Source organism: Massilia cellulosiltytica, assembly GCF_047325105.1.
Lineage (GTDB): Bacteria > Pseudomonadota > Gammaproteobacteria > Burkholderiales > Burkholderiaceae_D > Telluria > Telluria orientalis.
In genome coordinates, this window is sequence record NZ_CP168562.1 from 587,800 (window position 1) to 608,475 (window position 20,676).

General features: G+C 68.5%; 15 protein-coding genes. 3 read left to right on the forward strand and 12 right to left on the reverse strand.

Annotated features, from left to right (window positions below):
* Positions 1-76: 76 nt before the first annotated feature.
* Together ACEN9H_RS02715 and ACEN9H_RS02720 are read right to left on the reverse strand one after the other, a co-directional pair.
* Positions 77-1,363, reverse strand: a complete 1,287-nt coding sequence (locus ACEN9H_RS02715; protein ID WP_413673687.1) for a cytochrome P450 — start codon at positions 1,361-1,363, stop codon at positions 77-79.
* A 38-nt stretch (positions 1,364-1,401) separates the two neighbouring features.
* Positions 1,402-3,684 carry a CHASE domain-containing protein gene (locus tag ACEN9H_RS02720; protein WP_413673688.1) on the reverse strand — a complete coding sequence of 761 codons (2,283 nt, stop codon included), beginning with the start codon at positions 3,682-3,684 and terminating at the stop codon, positions 1,402-1,404.
* A 151-nt stretch (positions 3,685-3,835) separates the two neighbouring features.
* Between ACEN9H_RS02720 and ACEN9H_RS02725 the strand changes: the two genes are divergently transcribed.
* Together ACEN9H_RS02725 and ACEN9H_RS02730 are read left to right on the forward strand one after the other, a co-directional pair.
* A complete protein-coding gene (locus tag ACEN9H_RS02725) occupies positions 3,836-4,309 on the forward strand; it encodes a hypothetical protein (protein ID WP_413673689.1) in 474 nt (157 codons plus the stop codon).
* 53 nt (positions 4,310-4,362) lie between these two features.
* Complete coding sequence (locus ACEN9H_RS02730) at positions 4,363-4,980, forward strand: LON peptidase substrate-binding domain-containing protein (RefSeq protein ID WP_056130231.1); 618 nt, start codon at positions 4,363-4,365, stop codon at positions 4,978-4,980.
* Positions 4,981-5,111: 131 nt separating this feature from the next.
* Here the strand turns inward: ACEN9H_RS02730 and ACEN9H_RS02735 are convergent, their stop codons facing one another.
* Positions 5,112-5,603, reverse strand: a complete 492-nt coding sequence (locus tag ACEN9H_RS02735) for an EF-hand domain-containing protein (protein ID WP_413673690.1) — start codon at positions 5,601-5,603, stop codon at positions 5,112-5,114.
* 287 nt (positions 5,604-5,890) lie between these two features.
* Here ACEN9H_RS02735 and ACEN9H_RS02740 point away from each other — a divergent pair, with 287 nt between their 5' ends.
* Complete coding sequence (locus tag ACEN9H_RS02740) at positions 5,891-7,342, forward strand: DEAD/DEAH box helicase (protein ID WP_056130237.1); 1,452 nt, start codon at positions 5,891-5,893, stop codon at positions 7,340-7,342.
* A gap of 41 nt (positions 7,343-7,383) precedes the next feature.
* Here the strand turns inward: ACEN9H_RS02740 and ACEN9H_RS02745 are convergent, their stop codons facing one another.
* The 9 genes from ACEN9H_RS02745 to ACEN9H_RS02785 all read right to left on the reverse strand — a co-directional run bounded on the left by ACEN9H_RS02745 (position 7,384) and on the right by ACEN9H_RS02785 (position 20,528).
* A complete protein-coding gene (locus ACEN9H_RS02745; RefSeq protein ID WP_413673691.1) occupies positions 7,384-9,066 on the reverse strand; it encodes an ATP-binding protein in 1,683 nt (560 codons plus the stop codon).
* 92 nt (positions 9,067-9,158) lie between these two features.
* Positions 9,159-12,902 (reverse strand): glycosyltransferase, encoded by a 3,744-nt coding sequence (locus ACEN9H_RS02750; protein WP_413673692.1) that lies wholly within the window; start codon positions 12,900-12,902, stop codon positions 9,159-9,161.
* The gene (locus ACEN9H_RS02755) at positions 12,886-14,193 is read right to left on the reverse strand and encodes a class I SAM-dependent methyltransferase (protein ID WP_413673693.1); all 1,308 of its coding nucleotides are present in this window, start codon (positions 14,191-14,193) and stop codon (positions 12,886-12,888) included. The genes ACEN9H_RS02750 and ACEN9H_RS02755 overlap by 17 nt, the downstream gene beginning before the upstream one ends.
* On the reverse strand, positions 14,190-15,410 hold the full coding sequence (locus ACEN9H_RS02760) for an ABC transporter ATP-binding protein (RefSeq protein ID WP_413673694.1): 1,221 nt from the start codon (positions 15,408-15,410) through the stop codon (positions 14,190-14,192). The genes ACEN9H_RS02755 and ACEN9H_RS02760 overlap by 4 nt, the downstream gene beginning before the upstream one ends.
* Positions 15,410-16,210, reverse strand: a complete 801-nt coding sequence (locus tag ACEN9H_RS02765; RefSeq protein ID WP_160409362.1) for an ABC transporter permease — start codon at positions 16,208-16,210, stop codon at positions 15,410-15,412. Before ACEN9H_RS02765 ends, ACEN9H_RS02760 begins: the two co-directional genes overlap by 1 nt.
* Positions 16,211-16,310: 100 nt before the next feature.
* The gene (locus tag ACEN9H_RS02770) at positions 16,311-17,090 is read right to left on the reverse strand and encodes a Crp/Fnr family transcriptional regulator (protein WP_082577122.1); all 780 of its coding nucleotides are present in this window, start codon (positions 17,088-17,090) and stop codon (positions 16,311-16,313) included.
* Between the two features lie 7 nt (positions 17,091-17,097).
* Positions 17,098-17,424 carry a VanZ family protein gene (locus ACEN9H_RS02775; protein WP_160409360.1) on the reverse strand — a complete coding sequence of 109 codons (327 nt, stop codon included), beginning with the start codon at positions 17,422-17,424 and terminating at the stop codon, positions 17,098-17,100.
* A 33-nt stretch (positions 17,425-17,457) separates the two neighbouring features.
* The gene (locus tag ACEN9H_RS02780) at positions 17,458-18,726 is read right to left on the reverse strand and encodes a tetratricopeptide repeat protein (RefSeq protein WP_413673695.1); all 1,269 of its coding nucleotides are present in this window, start codon (positions 18,724-18,726) and stop codon (positions 17,458-17,460) included.
* Positions 18,723-20,528 (reverse strand): CHASE2 domain-containing protein, encoded by a 1,806-nt coding sequence (locus ACEN9H_RS02785; RefSeq protein WP_413673696.1) that lies wholly within the window; start codon positions 20,526-20,528, stop codon positions 18,723-18,725. The genes ACEN9H_RS02780 and ACEN9H_RS02785 overlap by 4 nt, the downstream gene beginning before the upstream one ends.
* Between the last annotated feature and the right edge of the window lie 148 nt (positions 20,529-20,676).

The following is a 20,676-nucleotide window of genomic DNA, read 5'->3' on the forward strand; positions in this document are numbered from 1 at the left end:
TCCAAGTCTTACGCGCAGCCGTAACGCAAGCAAAATTGGATCCCCGCCTGCGCGGGGATGACGTTGTTTGAGTGCGTTAAGTATTCACCGGCCAGACGTTCTTGATCACGAACCCGCTCGCCGGCAACGTTGGAATCCTGCGCATGCCGACCGTCAGGTCCTGCGGCGGCACGTCGTAGGCGATCTCGCTTGAGAACAACTGCAGCGCCGACTTCACCAGGTCGCCCGTGACGAATTCGCCCGGGCAGCGGTGGCCCGAATAATGGTCGCCGCCGCCGTGCGGCACGAAATCGAAGCCGCTGCTCTGCCGGCGGTCGAAGCGCTCCGGCCGGAATACCTCGGGGTCGCCCCAGATCGCGGGGTGGTGGTTCGTGCCGTACAGGTCGAACAACACCCACGTCCCTTTTTTCACATGCATCCCGCGCCAGTCGAAGGCGTGCAGGGCGCGGCCGCCCATCGCCGGGATGAACGGGTAGTAGCGCCGCACTTCCTGCATGAACCACGTCGTGTACGCGTCGTCGCCCGCCGCGATGCGCGCGCGGGATTCCGGGTGGTCGTGCAGCGCCAGCAGGCCGAACACGATGTAGCGCGCCACGGCCACCGTCGGGCGCAGCAGGTTGATGAGTTCCACGCCCGCGTGCTTGCGGTGCATGAGTTCCCCGTCGGCGTCGCGGTGGCGTGCGATCACGTTCAGCGGACTGTCGAACGCCGGCTGGACCTGGCCGGCGCGCACGGCGTCGACGAGGGCGCGGGCCCATTGCTCGGTGCGGGCACGCGCGAGGTGGCCGCGCCAGTTGCGCGGACCGGCCGAGCCGGCGCCCGCGATCATCCGCGCGAATTCGCGCGTGCGCTCCTGCGCGTCCTCCGCGCTGATCGGAATCCCGGCCCAGTGGCACACCGCGCGGCACAGCACTTCCTGCGCGGCCTCGTGCACGACGACCTGCGCGTTGCCCGTCCACTGCGCGAAGCGCGTGCGCCATTCGGCCGCGGCCAGGCCGACGAGGCGCTGCCGCTCCAGGGGGCTGAACAACGACATCAGCATGGCCTTGCGCTTCTTGTGCGCCTCGCCGTCCAGCGCCATGACGCTGCCGAAGTCCTGCAGCAGGGCTATCGTCGTCGCCGGCAGCGCGTGGCGGCGCGTGAAGCGGCCGGGTTGATAAAACATGCGGCCCGCGTCCTCGCCGCGCACGCACAGCACGCGCTGCAGCATCAGGCGGGTCGCGAACAGGTCGCTGTCCAGCGCGGCGTAACGGCGCGGCATGAACTCGTAGCCTTGCGCCAGGAAGGCGATCGAATTGTCGAAACCCGGGGCGCGCGGTGCGGCGTCGAGGGCGTCGGCGTGGTGGTGGTCGGTATTGCTCAAGACTTCTCCTGCGGTGGTGATACCAGATACTCGGTGCGTCAGTGCGGCACGGGCACGAAGGCGGGATCGGGCGTGTCCTGCAGCGCGCGCGGCAGGTAGATGGTCACGGTCGTGCCTTCTCCCTCGCGACTCGCCAGCCGGATATGGCCGCCGCTCTGCTTGACGAAGCCGTGTGCCATCGACAGGCCCAGGCCCGTGCCCTTGCCCTCGGGCTTGGTCGTGAAGAACGGTTCGAACGCCCGCTCGATCACGTCGGGCGGCATGCCGCTGCCCGCGTCGCTGACGGTGATCGTGACGAATTCGCCGGGACGGATGCCGGGGTAGGCCAGCTGGTCGGCCGGGTCGATCGTCACGTTGGCGAGTGCGATGGTGACATTGCCGCCGCCTTCCATCGCGTCGCGCGCGTTGATCACGAGGTTCAGCAGCACGTTTTCCAGCTGGTTCGGGTCGACGAGGACGTTCCACAGGTCGGGCGGCATGGTCAACCGGATCGCGACGCTGTCGCCGGCCGCGCGGTGCAGCAGCGTGTCCATGCGTTCGATGAGCTGGGCCAGGTTGACGACGCTCGGGTGCAGCGGCTGGCGCCGCGCGAAGGCGAGTAGCTGGGCGGCCAGCTTCTTGCCCCGCTCGACGGCGTCGAGGATGTTCAGCAGGCGCTTGCGGCCGTTGTCGTCGCTGCGCAGCATCAGCTGGACGTTGGCGCTGATGATGTGCAGGATGTTGTTGAAGTCGTGCGCCACGCCGCCCGTCAGCTTGCCGACGGCTTCCAGCTTTTGCGAGCGCAGCAGCGCGGCGCGCGCGTCCTCCAGGCCTTGCTGGCGCTGCCGCTCGCGTTCCGCCGTTTCCTTGCGCGGGCGGATGTCGCGCACGAACGCCGTGACGCCGTAGCCGTGCTTCGTCGGCAGCGGCGTCATCGCGACCTCCACCGGGATCGCGTGGCCGTCGCGCGTCAGCGCGGTCGTTTCCGTGGGGCCCGTCAGCATCGCGCAGGTGCCGCGCTGGGCGAACTGCGCCAGGCAGTCGCGCCACGCCGCGCGCTCGGACGCGGGGACCAGGAGGTCGAGCACGTCGTGCCCCACCGCCTCGTCCTCGCGCCAGCCGAACAGTTTGCAGGCCTGGAGGTTCCAGTCCGTGATGCGGCCGTCGGGTGCGATGGCGATGAAGGCGTCGTACGCCGTCTGCAGGATCAGGCGCACGCGTTCGCGTTCGGCGTCGATGCGGTCGCGCGAGGCGCGCAGTTCCACCGTCATCCCTTGCGCCAGCTGCAGCGCGCGGCGGCGTTCGGAGGCCAGCAGCCAGACGACGAGCGCCAGCAGCATGCCCAGGCCGACTCCGGTCAGCGCGATCGCGACGGTCGTGCGGCGCTCCAGCGATGCCTCGAAACGGGGCATCGAGTGGATGACGACGGTCCATGTGCGGCCGGCGCTGTCGACCGTCGTCTGGTAGCTCAGCAGCGGCTTGCGGCCGGGCGCGCCGCGGGAAGAGCGGTAGAGCAGGGCGTCCGCGGTGGGCGCGAGGCCATCGTAGATTTCGACCAGCAGGTCGTCCGCGTGTTCGCCGCCCAGGCCGCGCATCAGGTCGTTCATGCGGAACGGCGCGTATACCCAGCCGACGATGGCGGCGCGCCGGGCGTCGAGCGAGTCGTGCACGAGGCCGGCCTCGTATACCGGCATGTACATCAGGAAGCCGGGCTGGCCGCCGTTGCCGCCTTCCTGCACCAGCACGACCTTGCCGGTGGCGGCCGCATGGCCGGTATCGCGCGCCTGCTCCATCGCCGCGCGCCGCACCGGCTCGCTGAACATGTCGTAGCCGAACGCGCGCAGGTTACGTCCCGAGAACGGTTCGATGCGGGTGATCGACGTGATCACGGGGCGCGGCCCGGGCGGCTTGATCGCGTAGTCGCGAAAGCCCTCGGCGCGCAGCGCGGCGACGTGCGCGTCGACACGGCCGGGCGGGACGATCGCGGCGATGCCCAGCGCCTCGATGCCGGGGAAGTGTTCGTTCAGGCGCAGCAGGTCGTAGTATTCGGCGAATGCACCGCGGTCGATCTCGACCGAGCCGCGCAGGAAGCCTGCCGTGGCCATCAGCACTTCCTCGTAGACGTCCATGCGCCGGTCGATGCTGGCCGCCATGTCGCGTGCGCGGAAATTGAAATTGCCGGCCAGTTCGGCCGCCGCGGTCCGCTGCGCATTGCCGGCCACCATATAGGTCACGATCAGCGCGGCGAGAAACGCGAGCGCGGCCAGGAGCAGGGGAAGGTGGACCGTGCTGCGCGGCGACGGGCGGTTGATTGGAATGGGCGATGGGTCTGGACGCGGCATGAATGCAGTACGCTGTACTCGACAAGGGAAAAGGTGGCAATGGTCCATTGCCGGCAGGGCAAGCGTGCCGTCATGACAGGATACGCGGGTGCCCACGAAATCGGCGCACAACAGGGCGCGTACGGTCCGGCTACAATGAGCGTTTTACGCCATGCCGATGCCTGCCCACTTCTCCACGATGAGCCTGCTGCAGCGCGTGCGCTGGGGTGCCGCGCTGGCCCTCGTCGCCGTCCTGCTGTGGGCCGCGCTCGCGCCCGTGCGCTACCCGACGCGCGAGCGCACGTTCGTGTTCCCGCGCGGCGCGGCCGTCCTGCGTGGGGCGCATGCCGGCCTGGTGCCGGCCGAGGTGCAGCTGACGCTGGGCGTGCGCGACGTCCTGCTGCTGCACAACCGCGACATCGCGCCGCACGTGTTCGGCCAGGTGCTCGTGCTACCGGGCCATGCGTTCCGCCTGCCGTTCGAGCAGGCCGGCGACTACGTGTACGCCTGCGACGCGGCGCCCGGCCATGCCGTCACGGTGCGCGTGGCGGATCATCCCGATCCCGGCTGGGCGCGTCTCGGGTGGCGCCTGCGTGGGCTGGTCGAGGCCGTACGCACCTTGCCGATCGTCGCGCCGGACGACTGACGGGACGCGCAATCGTGCTCCGTCCCGCGCGGCGAATCTGTCATCATGCGCGCATGGCCACGATCACGTTACCCCTGTTCCCGCTCAGTACGGTCCTGTTTCCGGATGGCGTGCTGCCGCTACAGATCTTTGAGGTACGCTACCTCGACATGATCAGCCATTGCCTGACGGAAGACGAGCCGTTCGGCGTCGTGCTGCTGACGCATGGCCAGGAAGTGCGCACCCCGCAGGGCCAGGAAAAGTTCGCGTCGGCGGGCACGCTGGCGTCCGTGCAGGACACGACGGCCTCCACGCCGGGGCTGCTGCAGGTAGTGTGCCGCGGCGGTGCGCGTTTCAATGTCCTGGAAAGCGAACGCCGCACGAACGGCCTGTGGATGGCCGAGGCGGAATTGCTGGACGACGATCACATCGTGCGCATCCCGTCCGACCTGAAGGGCGCGGCCGATGCGCTCGACCGCGTGCTGGCGTCGCTGCACGACGTGCCGCAGAGCCGCTGGCCCGTGCAGCCGCCGTTCCGCCTGGACGATTGCGGCTGGGTCGCCAACCGCTGGTGCGAGTTGCTGCCGCTGCCCAATCACCAGAAACAGAGCATGCTCATGCTGGACAATCCGATGATCCGGCTGGAGCTGCTCCATGACGTGCTCGACGAGCACGGATTGATTACGTCCTGATTATTGCCCCGATATAAAATCCGTCGTTCCCGCGAAGGCGGGAACCCAAGTTTTGCATGCGTCGCGACAGGGCGTGCAAATTGGGTCCCCGCCTGCGCGGGGACGACGTTAGTTAAGGTGCTAGGCGATGCTTACGCTGCGACGCTGACGCTGCCGGTTGATGCCGTGTTGCTGTCGTCCGAATACGCTTTCAACAACTGCAGCGCATGAGCGAATTCGCGCATCGGATCGCGCTCGCGCTGCGTCTCCGAGGTGCTGCCCGTGCTGGTGGAACCGGTCGACCCGGCGCCCTGCGCACCGCTTGGCGGCGGACCGGGCGGGGGACCGTCCGGCCGCATGCCGCCGCCTTTCACGCGCGACGCGTCGAACTGGGCGTTGAGCTGGTCGGACAGCTTCGTCATCGCATCCGTGAGCTCGCTTTTGGTGACCTTGCCGTCGCCATCGCCGTCGAGGGCGCTGAAGGCGTCGTCGATGTCGCCCGACTGCATGCCGCCACCATCGTCCGTCGCCGAGAGCGCGCTCTGCAGGTCGGTCTTCTCGATATAGCCCTGCTTCTTCGTATCGAGTTTGGAAAAGACGGAATCGGCCCACGTCGACAGGCCACCGCTGATGCTCGCTACCATGCTGGAATCCTTTATTTAATGAACTATTTATTCAAAGAATTATCGGTCCGGCAAGCGATTTAAGGCTGTAAAGGCGCGTAAAGGTAGGTAAAAACACGGATTTCATATACAGGGGGTACGATTTGAGGTAACCTTGAGCGCGATTTAGATTCTCTACGTCAGCCTAAGCCGCCGCTCCCGGCCAAGCCCGCGCGAGGCGCGTCCCGTCATCCCGGTTTACCCGCGTTGGCCCAGCCAGGGCAGCAGCCCGGCCGTAGAACGCAACGATTCATTGCCCGAAAGAAAACATGTCTGAAACACCGACCACTATTGAAGCTGGCGGCGCGCCGACCGTGCGCTTCGCCGATTTCGGCCTCGCGCCTGAGATCCAGCGTGCGCTGTCGGACCAGGGCTATGTCCATCCGACCCCGATCCAGGCCCAGGCGATCCCCATCGTCCTGCAGGGCCGCGACGTCATGGGCGCGGCCCAGACCGGCACCGGCAAGACGGCGAGCTTCTCGCTGCCGATCATCCAGCTGCTGCTGCCGCATGCCAACACGAGCATGTCGCCCGCGCGCCATGCCGTGCGCGCCCTCGTGCTGACGCCGACGCGCGAACTGGCGATCCAGGTTGCCGAGAACGTCAAGGCCTATGCTCAGCACACGCCGCTGCGCTCCACCGTCGTCTTCGGCGGCATGGACATGAAGCCGCAGACCGAGATCCTGCGCCGCGGCGTCGAGATCGTCATCGCCACGCCGGGCCGCCTGCTCGACCACGTGGAGCAGAAGAACATCAGCCTGGGCCAGGTGCAGATGCTCGTGATGGACGAAGCCGACCGCATGCTCGACATGGGCTTCCTGCCCGACCTGCAGCGCATCATCAACCTGCTGCCGAAGAAGCGCCAGAACCTGATGTTCTCGGCCACGTTCTCGCCGGAGATCAAGAAGCTGGCGTCCAGCTTCCTGAACGACCCGCTGACGATCGAAGTCGCGCGCAGCAACGCCACCAACACCTCTATCACGCAGGTGCTGTACAAGGTCGACGAAGAGCAGAAGCGCAACGTCGTCGAGCACCTGATCCGCGCGCGCGACCTGAAGCAGGTCCTCGTGTTCTCGAACACCAAGATCGGCGCCTCGCGCCTGGCGCGTTACCTCGAGCAGGCCGGCATCAAGGCCTCCGCCATCCACGGCGACAAGACGCAACAGGAACGCATCGCCGCGCTGGATGCGTTCAAGAACGGCGACATCGACGTGCTCGTCGCGACCGACGTCGCGGCGCGCGGCCTCGACATCACCGACCTGCCGTGCGTGATCAACTACGACCTGCCGTACAACGCCGAGGACTACGTGCACCGCATCGGCCGCACGGGCCGCGCCGGCGCCACGGGCGATGCGCTGTCCGTGTATTCGGACAAGGACGAGCGCCTGCTGGCGGACATCGAGAAGCTGATCAAGCAGACCATCACCCGCGGCGAACTGACGGGCTTCATGCCGTCGCGCGGCGGCGAGCGCGGCGAGCGCCCGGTCGAGCGCCGCGGCGGCCGCCGCGAGACGGACAGCCCGCGTCCCGAGCGCACGGAACGTCCCGACCGCGGTCCGCGCAACTACGGCGCGCCGCGCCGCGACAAGATCGATCCGTGGTTCCTCAAGCCGTACGAACCGTCGGCAGCCCCGCGCAAGGAAGCGCCCGCGGCACCGGCTGCATCGGGCAAGCCGAAGCCCAAGCTGGCGGCGCTGCTGGGTGGACTTCCGAAGCAGTAAGCTCCCCTACGTCGCCCCCGCGCAGGCGGGGGCGACGGTAATCAGACTTCCTTCCCCAACGCCGCCTCCACCCGCTCCAGCAGATCGCCATGCTTGTACGGCTTGGCGAGGATATTCAGCCGCTGGCCCTGCCCACGTCCCGGCAGTTCGTCCATGTAGCCCGTCGTGACGAGCACCGGCAGGCGCGGGCGCAGCCGGCGCGCTTCGTCGACCAGCTGCAGGCCGTTCATCCCGCCCGGCATGATCACGTCCGTGAACAGCAGGTCCACCCGCACGTCTTCGCGCAGCAGGTCCAGTGCCTGTTCGCCGCTGGAGGCCGCCAGCACCGCGTAGCCGGCCATGCCCAGCACGCTCTCCGCCAGTTCGCGCACATCGTCGTTGTCTTCCACCACGAGCACGCTGGGCCGGCTGCCCGCCATGGCGTCCGTTTCCGGTGTTGTCGCGTCGAGCTCCGGACCCGCGCCGCCGGCACCGTCCTGGCCATTGTCGGCCACGGGGAAGATCATGCGCACCGTCGTGCCTTCGCCCGGCTTGCTGTCGATTTCCAGGCGGCCGTGCGACTGTTGCACGAAGCCGTGCACCATCGCCAGGCCGAGCCCCGTGCCCGGTCCCTTGGTCGTGAAGAAGGGCTCCGTCGCGCGCTGCAGGACGTCGGGCGGCATGCCGGTGCCCTTGTCGACCACGCACAGGTCGACATGGGAGATGCGCTCCTCGCCGCGCACGATGGCGGTGCCGACCGTCACCTGGCCGCCGTCCGGCATGGCATCGCGCGCGTTGATCAGCACGTTCAGCAGGGCCATCTCCAGGTGCGTCGGATCGAGGTAGCACAGCGGCAGGCCGGGACGCAGGTCGAGGCGCAGGTCGACCTTCTCGCCCAGCGTGCGCACGAGCATCTCGGAAAATTCCACGACGAGGGTGTTGATGTTGATGGCCTTGGGTTCCAGCCGCTGCTTGCGCGCGAACGTCAGCAGCTGCTGGGTGAGTTTACCGGCCCGCATGGCCGCGCGCTGCGCCCGTTCCAGTGCGGCGCGCGCCATGTCCGGCTTATCGAGGCTGATCAGCGCGACTTCCAGGTTGCCGTTGATGACTTGCAGCAGGTTGTTGAAGTCGTGCGCCATGCCGGCCGTCAGCTGGCCGATCGCTTCCATCTTCTGCGCCTGCAGGTGCGATTCCTGGCTCGTGCGGCGCTCCGTGACGTCCATCTGCGACGCGAAGAAATACAGCAGCTGGCCGTCCTGGTCGAAGATCGGGCCGATGAACAGGGCGTTCCAGAACGGCGTGCCGTCGGCCTTGTAGTTCAGGATGTCGACGGCGACGGCGCGCTGCTCGGCGACCGCCTTGCGCACCTCGTCCACCGTGCTTCGATCCGTCTGCGGGCCCTGCAGGAGGCGGCAGTTGCGGCCGACGACGTCGTCTTCCTTGTACTGCGTGAGGTCGAGGAAGGCGCCGTTGCAGAACACGATCGGGTTATCGGGCTGGCGCGGATCCGTGATGACCATCGGCATGCGTGTCATCTCGACGGCGGCGAAGAAGATGTTGCCGCGGTCCTGCAAGCCATCGCGGTCGATGTACGTGGCCTGCCAGTGGTTGACGCCGGGGCTGCCCATGGGCTCGTAGGCATTCCCCTCGATCTCGCCGTCGGCGCGCACGCCATAGCTCTGGCCGCCGCCCTGCACCTCGACGTTCCTGTTGAGCGTATCTTTCTTTTTCGGACCGACGACCATACGATTTCCCTGGACATGAAGGCTTGCGAAGCCTTCATTCTGGCGGGGCGGCGGTCGGTGCTCTGTACGTGCGCGCACAGAGCACCTCGGCGTCAGGCGGCCGGTGCGGACAGCAGCGCCAGTAGCGCCTGCGCCTGTTCCCGCCAGGTCATCCACGTCATGCCGTGCGACGCCGGATGGCGCCCCTCGGCATGCAGCGCGAGCCAGGCGCGCACCGCGTCCGCCAGCGCCGCGCCGTCCAGGCCCGAGAAGTAATACGCATGCTCGCCCGCCACTTCGCGGAACACGGGCAGGTCGCGCGCCAGCAGCGGCAGGCCGTGGTGCGCCGCCTCGATCAGCGGCAGGCCGAAGCCTTCGCCCTCGCTGGGGAACAGCAGGCAGGTGCTGGCCAGGTAGACTTGCTGCAGCGTGTCGTCGTCGATGCCGTCCAGCCACAGCAGGCGGCGGCCCAGTTCCGGACTGCCGCGCAGGCGTTCCATGATGCGGGGCAGCGTGCGGCGGTCGGCGTCGGCCAGCGGCTTCCAGCCTTCGCGGCCCACGATCACGAGGTTCACGTCCACCCCCGCGGCCCACAGCTGCTCGAAAGCCTCGATGGCCTGCAGGTGGCCCTTGCGCGGCTCGATCGTGCCCACCATCAGGAAGCTCGGGCGCGCTGCGACTTGCTCCGCGACTGACGATTGCACCGCGTCGTGCGGCTTTTCCAGTTCCAGGTCGGCGCCGAGGTGCAGCGCCGTCAGCAGCTGGCCCGGCCGGCGCGCCGCGCCGCGCGTCGCCAGCCATTGGGCGAGGTCGTCGCACACCGCGTGCGAGATGCAGACCAGGCGGTCCGCCTCGCCGGCCACGCAGTCGAGGAACGCCGCGTGCGTGACATCGGCATGGGGCGGGAAGAATTCCGGCCGCAGCACGGGCAGCAGGTCGTACACCGTGAAGTTGATGGAGACGCCGCGCGCGCGCCAGGCGGCGTACAGACCGCTGCGCGCGGCCGTCATCGCGGCATGCGGCGAATGGTCGGCGCAGTAATAGATGTCGCCGGCCAGCACGTCCACCACGGGGTCCGGCCCCTGCAGCACCTGGTCGATGCCGAGCAGGCGCGCCGCGTAGTTGCGCGCGTAGCGGTATTGCGGGTGGCCGCCCGTTTCGTCGAGGTACACCGGTTCGACGCGCCAGCCGATGGCGCGCATCCCGAGCAGTTCCTGCAGCTGGTTGCGCACGACGCGCTCGATGCCCGTCTTGAGGTCGTGGCGCGCGATCGTCGTCACGTCCAGCAGCAGCTGGCGCGGTTGCAGCGGGTCGGGCGCGCGCGCGATGCAGCGCGCGAGACGCTGCAGGAGGGCGTCGTCGTCCTCGAGGCCGGGCGTCGCCAGCAGCGCGCGCAGTAGCGCGGGACGGCCGTGCCGCTGTTTCTGCGCATCGCGCGCGAGGGCCGCCCTGTACATCAGGCCCACGCGTTCCGGGCTGTTGCGCGTGCCCATCAGCGCGAAGCCGGCGGCGCCCAGCGCGAGGCGGCGCGCGTCGTCGGCGCGCAGCGTTTCCAGCGCGGCGACGAGCGAGTGTTGTTCAAACACGTCCGGCAGCATCCACACGGCGTCGTGCGGGAATTCCGCCATTGCGCCGTTGGCGTTGATGATCACGGGCAGGCCGTAGATCATGCAGTCGAGGACCGTGCCCGACGTCTCGCCGCGCGAGCTGGTGCGCAGCTGCACGCCGAGGTCGGCGGCCTGCAGCCAGCGGAAATAATCGTCGTCCGACGTCCAGCCGGAGATGCGCACGCGTTCCCCCGCATGGGCGGCGGCGATGGTGTCCGTCATCTGGCGGCCGTAGTCGCCGCCGTGGTTGGCGCCGACGAACACGAGATGGCAGCTTGAGTCGCCGTGCAGGCTGGAAGCGAGCCAGGCCTGCAGCAGTTCCAGGCAGTGCTTGGTGGGCGCGACGAAGCCGAAGTTACAGACGACGAAGGCGTCGTCCGCGATGCCGAGGGCGCGCCGCGCCTGCATGCGGTCGTTTTCGGCCGGCACAGCGCGCGGCAGCTGCGCCGGGCTCCAGTCGGCGCCGGCCTCCGGCCCGTACCACTCGCGCGCGAGCTGGCGCGCGTAGTCGGAGTGGACGATCACGTGCGACGCGTCCTGCAGGATCTCCAGGTTGCACGGGTAGTCCTGCTTGGCGCGTTCGAGGCCGTCCGGCCCCATGCTGGCCTGCACGGCCGCGTAGCCGTGCGAGTGGAGCAGGCTGCGCGTCCACACGTCCGGCATCGCGCCCGTGACCTGCTCGTACGAGAGCATCCCGCTCAGGAAGAAGTCGTGCAGCACGACGACACCAGGATGGCGCTGCAGCAGCGGCATCATGTGGCTGTGGAACGGGCTGTTGCCGAACTGGTAGACGATGTGCCGGTAGCGGTCCGGATGCGCGTCGAGCCATGCGAGCGGATGCCGCGGCAGGTGCGCGAGTTCCGGCGGCAGCGTCACCTCCGCCTGGTGCACGATCAGTTCCACGTCGAAGTGGGGCAGCAACGTGGGCAGCACGCGCACGGCGTAGTCGGCGACGCCGGTGCGTTCCGGCGGCAGCGGCGACAGGAAGGCGATGCGCGGCTTGGCGTGCGGGTCCGGTGCCGGCGCCTGCGCGGCCGCATGCGCTTCCAGCGCGGCGATCGCGCGGCGGGCGCTGTGGTCCCAGCTGAACTTGCGCGCCTGGACGGCGCCGTGCTCGCGCAGGCGCGCCTGCAGCGCCGGATCGTCGAGCACCTGGCGGATGCGCGCCGCGATGGCGGCCGGGTCGCGCGGGTCGAACAGCGCTTCCGGGTTGCCGATCACTTCCGGGACGCTGGTGCTGTCGGCGCCGATCACGAGCGCGCCGCACGCCATCGCTTCCAGCGCGGGCAGGCCGAAGCCTTCGTGCAGCGACGGGAACACGAACAGCGCGGCGCCGCGGTACAGGTCGATCAGGTCGGCGTCGCTCACGTAACCCGTCAGGACCATCTCGTCCGGCGCGAGGCCGTGGCGGCGCGCGAGGTCGCGCAGGCGCTGGCGCTCGCCGTCGTTGATCTTGCCGGCGATGAGCAGCTGGTGCGCGGCGCGCTGCACGGGCGGCAGCATGCCGTAGGCGGCGACGAGGCCGTCGATGTTCTTGCGCGCGTCGAAGCCGCCCGGTGCGCACATCAGGTAGGCGCGGCGGATGCCGAAGCGCGTGCGCAGCGCGGCCGCGTGCGTGGCGTCGAGCGCGGCGGGGCAAAAGGTCTCGTCCACGGCCGTCGAGATCGAGACGACGCGCGCCGGATCGAGGCCCAGCGCGTCGATGGCTTCCTGGCGCGAGTAATCGGAAATCGCCAGCAGCAGGCCGGCCTGGCGCAGCGAGGCGATCTTGCGCTCGTAGTAGTGGCGTTGTTCCGGCTGGCCCAGGTATTTGTCCGGGTTCAGGAACGGAATCAGGTCGTACAGGACGGCCGCGGTGGACGCGCCGTCCGCCAGGCGACCGATCGAGACGACCGCATCGTCCACATAGCCTTCGAACAGGCTCGTGACAAGGACGGCGTCCGGGCGCAGCTGGGCGATCGCGTGTTCGCGCAGCAGCTCGGACGCGCGCGCGCGCGGACCGTTGTGCGGATGCGATTCGGCCGTCGGGCCGACGATGTCGAACACGCAGATGCGCTCCGGCGCCACGAGGCCGGCGAACGCCTGGCGGATGTCGTCGATGGCGTTGCCCAGGGCGGCGTTCAGCACGAGCCAGACCTCGTGGCCGCCGGCATTGCGCGCCACGCCCAGCGCCAGCGCGAGCGAATAGCGGCCGATGCCGCGGTAGCGGCTTTCGGACTGGGCGCCCTGGAGATCAATGACGATCCGCATCGTTCATCCTTGCTTGTTCCTGTTTCAGTTGGCGCAGCTGGCGGTACGCGCGCGCGGCGCGCGGCGACAGCTCGCCCGGTTCGTCGTCCAGCCGCACGCGCGCGGCGCCGCTGTTGTCCAGCATGAGCGTGTACAGGCGGGCTTCCAGTGCCGGCACCTTGCGCAGCAGGGCGCGCGCGGCGCGCTTCATGCCCGGACGCCGCAGCACGGCGCCGCCGGCGCCGCGCACCAGGCCCTTTACGCGCGTCTTGATGCCGCTGCCGATGCGGCCCTCGCGCTGCGCGCTGCGCAGGCGCAGGGCCAGCGTCATCGCGCGCCGCAGCGGTTCGGTGATGCGCCACGAGGTGCTCGACAACAGGTCGACGACGCGCTGCGACATCTCGGCCGCATGCGCCTCGGCGCGGCCGATGCGCTCGTCCAGCCGCGCCAGCGCATGGTGCAGTTCCTGCGCCTGCGCCTGGGCGCTCGCCAGCTGCTGCGCGAGGTCCGTGCCGTGCCGTTCGACGCGGGCGAGGATGTGGTGGATCTCGGCGTCGCGGCCGGCCAGCTGGTCTTCGTAGCGCAGCGCGAGCTGGCCCAGCGTGATGCCCCAGCGGGCGGAGAAAGCGGCGTCGAAGCGGACCAGCGTATCCGGGTCGGCGGCCTTCTGCGCCACCACGGCGTAGTCGGGACTGACGCCTTCGAGCACGTTGATGAGGCCCAGCGGCGCGCCCGTGTGCAGTTGCGGATCTTCCTGCAGGCGCACGATGCGCTGGCGCGCGAAGCCCGCGTGTTCGGCCGCGAAGCCGAGCAGGCCCGGGGGCAGCGGGTGCAGGTGCGAGGGGTCGAGATAAAAGCTGGTGGCGCCGACCGTCAGGTTTTCCGGGTTCGGCGTCTCCATGACGAGCAGGCCGCCCGGGCGCAGCGCACGCAGCGCTTCGGCGATCAGTTCGCGCACGAGGTCGAACGGCAGGTGCTCGACGAGGTGGAAGGCCGAGACCAGCGCCAGGCTGGCGTCCGGCTGGGCGCGCAGCGCGGCCAGCGCGTCGCCGTGCTGCGCGGCGAGGCCGCGTTCGCGGCACGCGGCCAGCATGCCCTCGTCGAGGTCCACGCCGCGCGCATCGAAACCGCTTTCGCCCAGCAGCTCCAGCCATTCGCCGCGGCCGCAGCCCAGGTCGAGGGCGACGGCCGGCGCGTCCGGCCGCAGCAGGGGATCGGTGAAGGGGGCGTAGGCGCGCAGCCGCTCCTTGATGGTGTCGCGCGAACCGCGGTAGCGGTCTTCGAAGGCGCGGTAGAACGATGTCTGGCTCATCGCCGGATCTCCACTTGCGGCTCCAGCCAACTGCTGCCCACGAACTCGCGCCGGTTCATGTTCATCACCATGAAGATGGCCGCCAGGTCGCGCCATTCGTAGTTGTCGGCCAGATGGGTTTCGTTGCTCGTCAGGGCGGTGGTGATCGAATAGCTGCCCGGACCCAGGTTGAGCGGGAAGCGGAAGCGGTAGTCGATGGTTTCGCCGGCCGCGAGGTCCGTCAGCGGGTGGTCGAGGAAGTGCGTGTTGGTGCCGAAGATCTGCTGGCCCAGGCGGTCCTTGATCATGTAGCCCAGCACGAGGCGCGGCAGCGGCTTGTTCACGCGCACGCGGATGCGCAGGGTGGCCGGCACACCCACGTTCAGCACTTCCAGCGCCCGGCCTTCCTCGTTTTCCAGCGCGACGTCGACGACGTTCGCGTGGCCGTTGCCGGACGTGGTCTGGACGCGGCCTTCCGGCGTGCGCACCTGTTCCACCGTCGTGCCTTCGCGCTCGGCGATCAGCGCGTTGTAGTAGTCCATCACTTCCTCGGGCGTGCCCTGCTTGGCCAGGCGCCCGGCGTCGAGCAGGATCGCGCGGTCGCAGATCGACTGCATCGCGGCACGGTCGTGGCTGACGATCAGCAGCGTCGTGCCCTGCTTGCGGAACTCGCGGATGCGGTCGAAGCTCTTGTGCTGGAAGTAGGCGTCGCCGACGGACAGCGCCTCGTCCACGATCAGCACGTCCGGCCGGCGCACGGTGGCCACGCTGAACGCGAGGCGCATCTGCATGCCGGACGAGTACACGCGCACGGGCTGGTCGATGTAGTCGCCGATCTCGGCGAACGCCTCGATCTGCGGCATCAGTTCCTCGAGCTCGTGCACGCCGAGGCCCAGCAGCTGGCCGGCCATGAAGACGTTCTGGCGGCCGGTGAAATCGGGGTGGAAGCCCATCCCCAGTTCGAGCAGCGCCGCCACGCGGCCGCTGATGGCCACGCCGCCCGTGGTCGGCTGCGTCGTGCCGGTGATCAGCTTGAGCAGCGTGCTCTTGCCGGCGCCGTTGATGCCGATGATGCCCACGGCGTCGCCCGGCGCCAGTTCGAAGCTGATGTCCTGCAGCACCCACTTCAGCTTGTGGCGCGGCTGGTTGCCGGGCAGGATCCATTCGGCCAGCCGGCTCCAGCGGTTGCCGTACTGTTTATAGGCCTTGCCCAGGTTTTCGACTCGGATCGCGCCCATTACAGTTCATCCACCATTTCGCCCGCGCGCTTGCGGAACAGGTGCATGCCCAGCGCGCAGAACAGCAGCGCCAGCACCGTGACCGGCACCAGCCCTTTCCAATGCGGCAGCCGGCCGTCCAGCAGGATGCCCTGGCAGGCCTGCACGACGGCCGCCATCGGGTTCCAGGCCAGCAGTGGACGGATGTCCTGCGGCAGGGCCGTGGCGGGATAGACGACCGGCGTGAACCAGAACCAGAACTGCAGCACGATCGCGAAGAACTGGCCGACGTCGCGGAAGAACACGTTCAGCACGCCCAGGATCATGGCCAGGCCGATCGCGAACAGCACCAGCACGCCGAGCACGGGCACCAGCGCCAGGAACGACCAGCCGGGGAACGAGCCGCTGATGGCGAGGAAGACGGTGAACAGGCCGAAGATGATCGCGAAATTGACCAGCGCGTTGAGCACGACGACGATCGGCAGGCAGATGCGGGGAAACTGCAGCTTCTTGATCAGGTTGGCGTTTTCGAGGAAGACGTTCTGGCCGCGCGACGTGATCTCGGCGAACAGGCCCCACGTGAGCACGCCCGCGCACAGGTAGATGCTGTACGCGAAGTGGCCGGTGCTGCCCTGCAGGCGCGTGCCCATCACCTGCGAAAAGATGACGGTGTATACGACGATCATCGCGAGGGGATTCAGGATGGTCCACGCGGCGCCCAGCAGGGAATTGCGGTACTTGGCCTGGAATTCGCGGCGTACGCTACCCGCGATGAAGCCGCGATAGCGCCAGACGCCACCCAGCATGGAACGGGAAATCATAGGGAGACGAAAGGAGGAAAACCGGATGGTAAGTTGTTGATTATAACATGTTGCAAGTCGCTAATTTACGTCTTACCAATTGTTACGAATGGCCCGGACGTCAGCCGTCGATGAGTTTTTGCAACGCGTCCGGCTTGACGATGATGAGGCGGTGCGTGCCTTTTTCGATGATGCCCTGCTGCACCAGCGTGAGCAGCGCGCGGGTCACCGTTTCGCGGCTCGTGTTGATCATGTTGGCGATGTCCTGGTGCGTGGGCAGGTTTTCCACGACCTGCATGTTGCCGTCCTTTTGTTCCTTCAGCAGATTGAGGAACGTGTAGATACGGCGCGACGTGTTGTGGATGCTGAGCAGGGCGCGGAATTCCGAATCGCGCTGCACTTTCTCGGCCAAAAAGCGCAGCATCTGGTTCGCGACCGACGGCGAGTGGGAAAACAGGTACAGTGCCGTCGCGCGCGGCAGCAATGCCACCAGCACGGACGTCAGCGCCACGACGGACGCCGAGCGCATCGAGCCGTTGATGACGGCGATTTCGCCGAAGAAGTCGCCCGGTTGCAGCAGGCGCAGGCCGATCGCGCGGCCATCCTCCGTGACGTCGACGACTTGCAGCGAGCCCGTCAGCAGGAACAGCAGGCTGTCGCCGGCCGCGCCCTTTTGCAGGACGATGTCGCGCTTGGCGTACTGGCGGATGCGCAGGTCGGACTTTACCCGCTGCATGTGCTCCTCGCTGAGGTTGGCCAGCAGCGGGATCTTGCGCAGGTGGATGTGCACGTTGACTTCCTGCGGCGCCGGCTCGTTGGCGGCCGCGGCCGGATCCGGCACCAGCTCCTTCGGGACGATGTCGTTGTCCGTCTCGTTCTTACGTTTGCTCGACGATGTCATTCGCGTCTCAGATCACTTGTAACAGTCCGAAAACCAGGGTGGCGGCCAGGATGCCTGCCGTGTTGGCGCCCATGTCGCGCCAGCAGAAGCTGCGTCCGGGCACCATTTTTTGCAGCAATTCGATCGCCAGCCCCGCCATCAGCAACCCCAGCAGCCAGACCGCGCGCCAGGGCCATGCGGGTTCGATATGCAGCGCGAGCGCGCTCAGTCCGGCAAACGCGATGAAGTGCAGTAGTTTGTCGTGTGGCAATAACGGCAGCCAGCGCGCCGGCAGCAGGCAGCCAAGGACAACCGCGGTTGCGGCAGCCAGGAAGACGATCAGTTCCCAGGACATATCGGTCGATTGCTTGTACACCGAATCCCGGCGTCAGAAATTATCCCATCGCAGACTTAGCTGCAGAGCCCGACTATTATATTGGAACAGCGAGATGTTCTCGCGATTGAACGTGCCGCGCCATTCCAGCACCAGGCTGGTGTGTGGCCGCAGCAGCCACTGGCCGGCGGCACGCAGCGTCGTCGTGTCTTGCCGCCGGCGCTTGTCGATCAGGTTGGGGGAGTAGATCTCGTCGCTGCGCCACATCTGGTGGCTCAGTCCCGCTTCCAGGCCCAGGCGGCTGGTCACGTCGCTGGACCATTGCAGGTTGCCGAACCAGCCCTTGCGGTCGCCGCCGGGACGGTCCGCCGCGCTGGCGTCGTGCAGCCGGGTCAGCGTGGCCTGCGCCAGGCCGAATTCGCTGCGATAGCCGAAGATGCCGCCGATTTCCATCGTGTTGCCGTCATAGGCCGGGCGTGTCGGATACGCGACATGGCTGTAGTTCGCCGTGGCCGCGAACTCGACCCCGGGTGCCAGCCAGGCCGCCGGGGGCGCCAGGCGCGCCTGGACTTGCTGCTGGCGCTGGTACAGGGTGCCGTCGAGGGTCACGTAGCCGGTCGCCGCGGTGCCGCGCAGCCGCCAGGCGAACGGTTTCCAGGTGTGCTCGACGGCGGCCAGCACGGAGGCGGTGTCCTGCGTACGGACGTTGTCGTGCCGGCGCGTGTACGCCTGGACGATGAGGTCGCTGTCCGCATCGCCGAGCGGCCGCAGCCAGGACGCGGACAGCTGGCTGAACGCGTCGGCCCGGGGCAGGAAGGACGGGTCGAGCTGGTATTCCGTTTGGGTGCTGCCCGTGCCGATCGTGAAGCGCGGATCGCTCGCGCCCTGGTTGACGTTGTCGTCGTGCCCGCGGGTGGCGGCCAGCAGCCAGACGCCGCCCCTGCGCGCCGGCGCCTTGCCGCAACCGGTGGCGCGGTAACGCGCGATCACGTCTTCGATACCGGCCGGCACGGCCATGCGCTGTTCGAGGCTGGAAAACAGGCGCTCCGCCTCTGCCGCGTTGCCCAGTTCGCACTGGCTGATGGCGAGGTCGAGCCACGCGCCGGCGTGGCGCGGTTCGCGCTCGACGACGCGCTGCAGCAGGGCGGCGGCTTCCTCGAGGCGGCCTTCGCCCAGGGCTAGCAGCGCCGCGGCGTACAGGTCGCCCGGCTGGGCCGGCTCGGCGGCGATGGCGAGCGGCGCTTCCTGGGCGCGGACCGTGCCGGCGGCAAGACACGACGACAGCGCCGCGGCCAGCGCGGCGCACATGGACAGGCGCCTCATGCGTTGCGCTCCAGCGTATAGATGCGGAGCGAGCGCTCCTTGCCGCGCAACTGGCGCTCGCCCAGCGGCAGCAGGCGGTGGCGCCGTGCCCGCGCCGCCGTGCCTTCGCCGATGATCACGTCGTGCGGATAGTCGCGTGCGGCCTGTTCCAGGCGCGCGGCCGTGTTCACGCTGTCGCCCACCGCCGTATAGATGCTGCGCGCGGCCGTGCCGTAGTCGCCGGCCATCGCGGTACCGCTTTCGATGCCGATGCGCACGCGCAGCGCCGGCTTGCCGTTGGCGACGCGCAGCGCGGAGAAGCGCGCCACTTCGCGCAGGATGCTGGCGGCGGCGTCCAGGGCGAGATCGGCATGGTCGTCGTCCGGCAGGGGCGCGCCCCAGAACGCGACGAGGCCGTCGCCCGTGTATTTGTCGAGGGTGCCGCGATGCTCCAGCACGGGGCGCGTCAGGCAGTCGAGGAATTCGGTCGTCAGGCGCGATGCGTCTTCCAGCGACAGCGACTCGACCTGGCCCGTATAGCCTTCCATGTCCGCCACGAGCGTCGTCACCTCGAGCCGGCGCGGCGCCAGCGGGTCCTGCAGGTCGCTGCGCAGCAGTTCGTCGACGACGGCGCCGGCCACGTATTGGCGCAGCGTCCCCAGCAGCTGGCGCGAGCGGCGCTGCGCCAGTTCCCACTGAAACGGCACCGCGACGGCGAGCAGGTACAGGCAGCAGAACAGCGGCTCCGCCGGCGCGAAGACGGGATCGCGCGGCGCCAGCAGCCACACGACGCCGAGCCACACGAACGCGCTCGCGCCCAGCAGCAGCGCATTGGCGGCCGCGGCCATGCGCGGCAGCGTATAGCCCGTCAGCAGCACGACCGCCAGCGTGAAGGCGAACGCGATCGCGCGGCCGGGCAGCGGCACGGGTGCCAGGCCCTGCTGGCGGTCCAGCAGCGACGTCAGCATCGACGCGTGGACCAGCAGGCCGGCGCTGGACGCGTCCAGCGGCGTGGAAATGCGGTCGCCCAGACTCAGCGAGGACGAGCCGATCAGCACCAGCCGGTCGCGCGCCATGCCGGGCGGCATCCGGCCCGCGAGCAAATCGCCCGCCTTGACGACGTCGTACGCCGACCAGGCGCGGGAATAGGGGATGCGCTCCACCGGACGCACCGGCGGCACGGCGGCTGTCGCGGCGCCGCAACATTCGAGTAAGGCGAGCGAGAGCGTAGGATAGACTTGGCCCTGGTACGTGGTCCGCATCGGCAGGCGGCGCAAGGTGCCGTCCGCGTCGGGCAGCACGCCGATGTTGCCGGCGTGACGCGCCACTGCGAATGTCACGTGGTTGGCCAGGTAGCCATGCGCGCTCGGGGTGCCGGCCAGCGCCCGGGTAGCCTGGCCGCCGATCAGCCGGCCGCTCGCGAGGGGCGCGGCGTCGTGCAGGTAGTCGAACATCTGGGCCAGCACGACGGGGCCGTGGCTCGCCAGCATGGCAAGGCGCAGGTCGCCGGACGTATCGGCCGGTTTCTCGAGCAGGATATCCAGTGCGACGCCGCGGGCGCCGTCCGCCAGCACCAGTTCGACCAGGTCGGCGATGCGCGCGCGGGGCCACGGCCACGGCAGCTGCGCGACGCTGCTTTCATCGATGTCGACCACGAGCACGCGTCGTTCCGGTGCCGTTTTCGCCTGCAACTGGATGGTTTTGTCGCGCAGCCATTCGTTGGCCGCGGCCGTGAAAGCGGGGCCGTCATGCCACTGCAGCCAGCCCCCGATGGCCAGGGCCACGAGCGCGATCAGGCCGCGCAGGACGCCTGTATCGCGCAAGGTGGTACGCAGGAAACCGGGGAATCTCATCAATAAAGAAGACGAAGGGCGCAGGAAGCTGGCGAATGTCGAAGTATAACTGCTTGTTAGTCTGGAATTATATGTTGCTTGAACCAATCCTCAGTGCAACAATCGTTACTTGTGACGA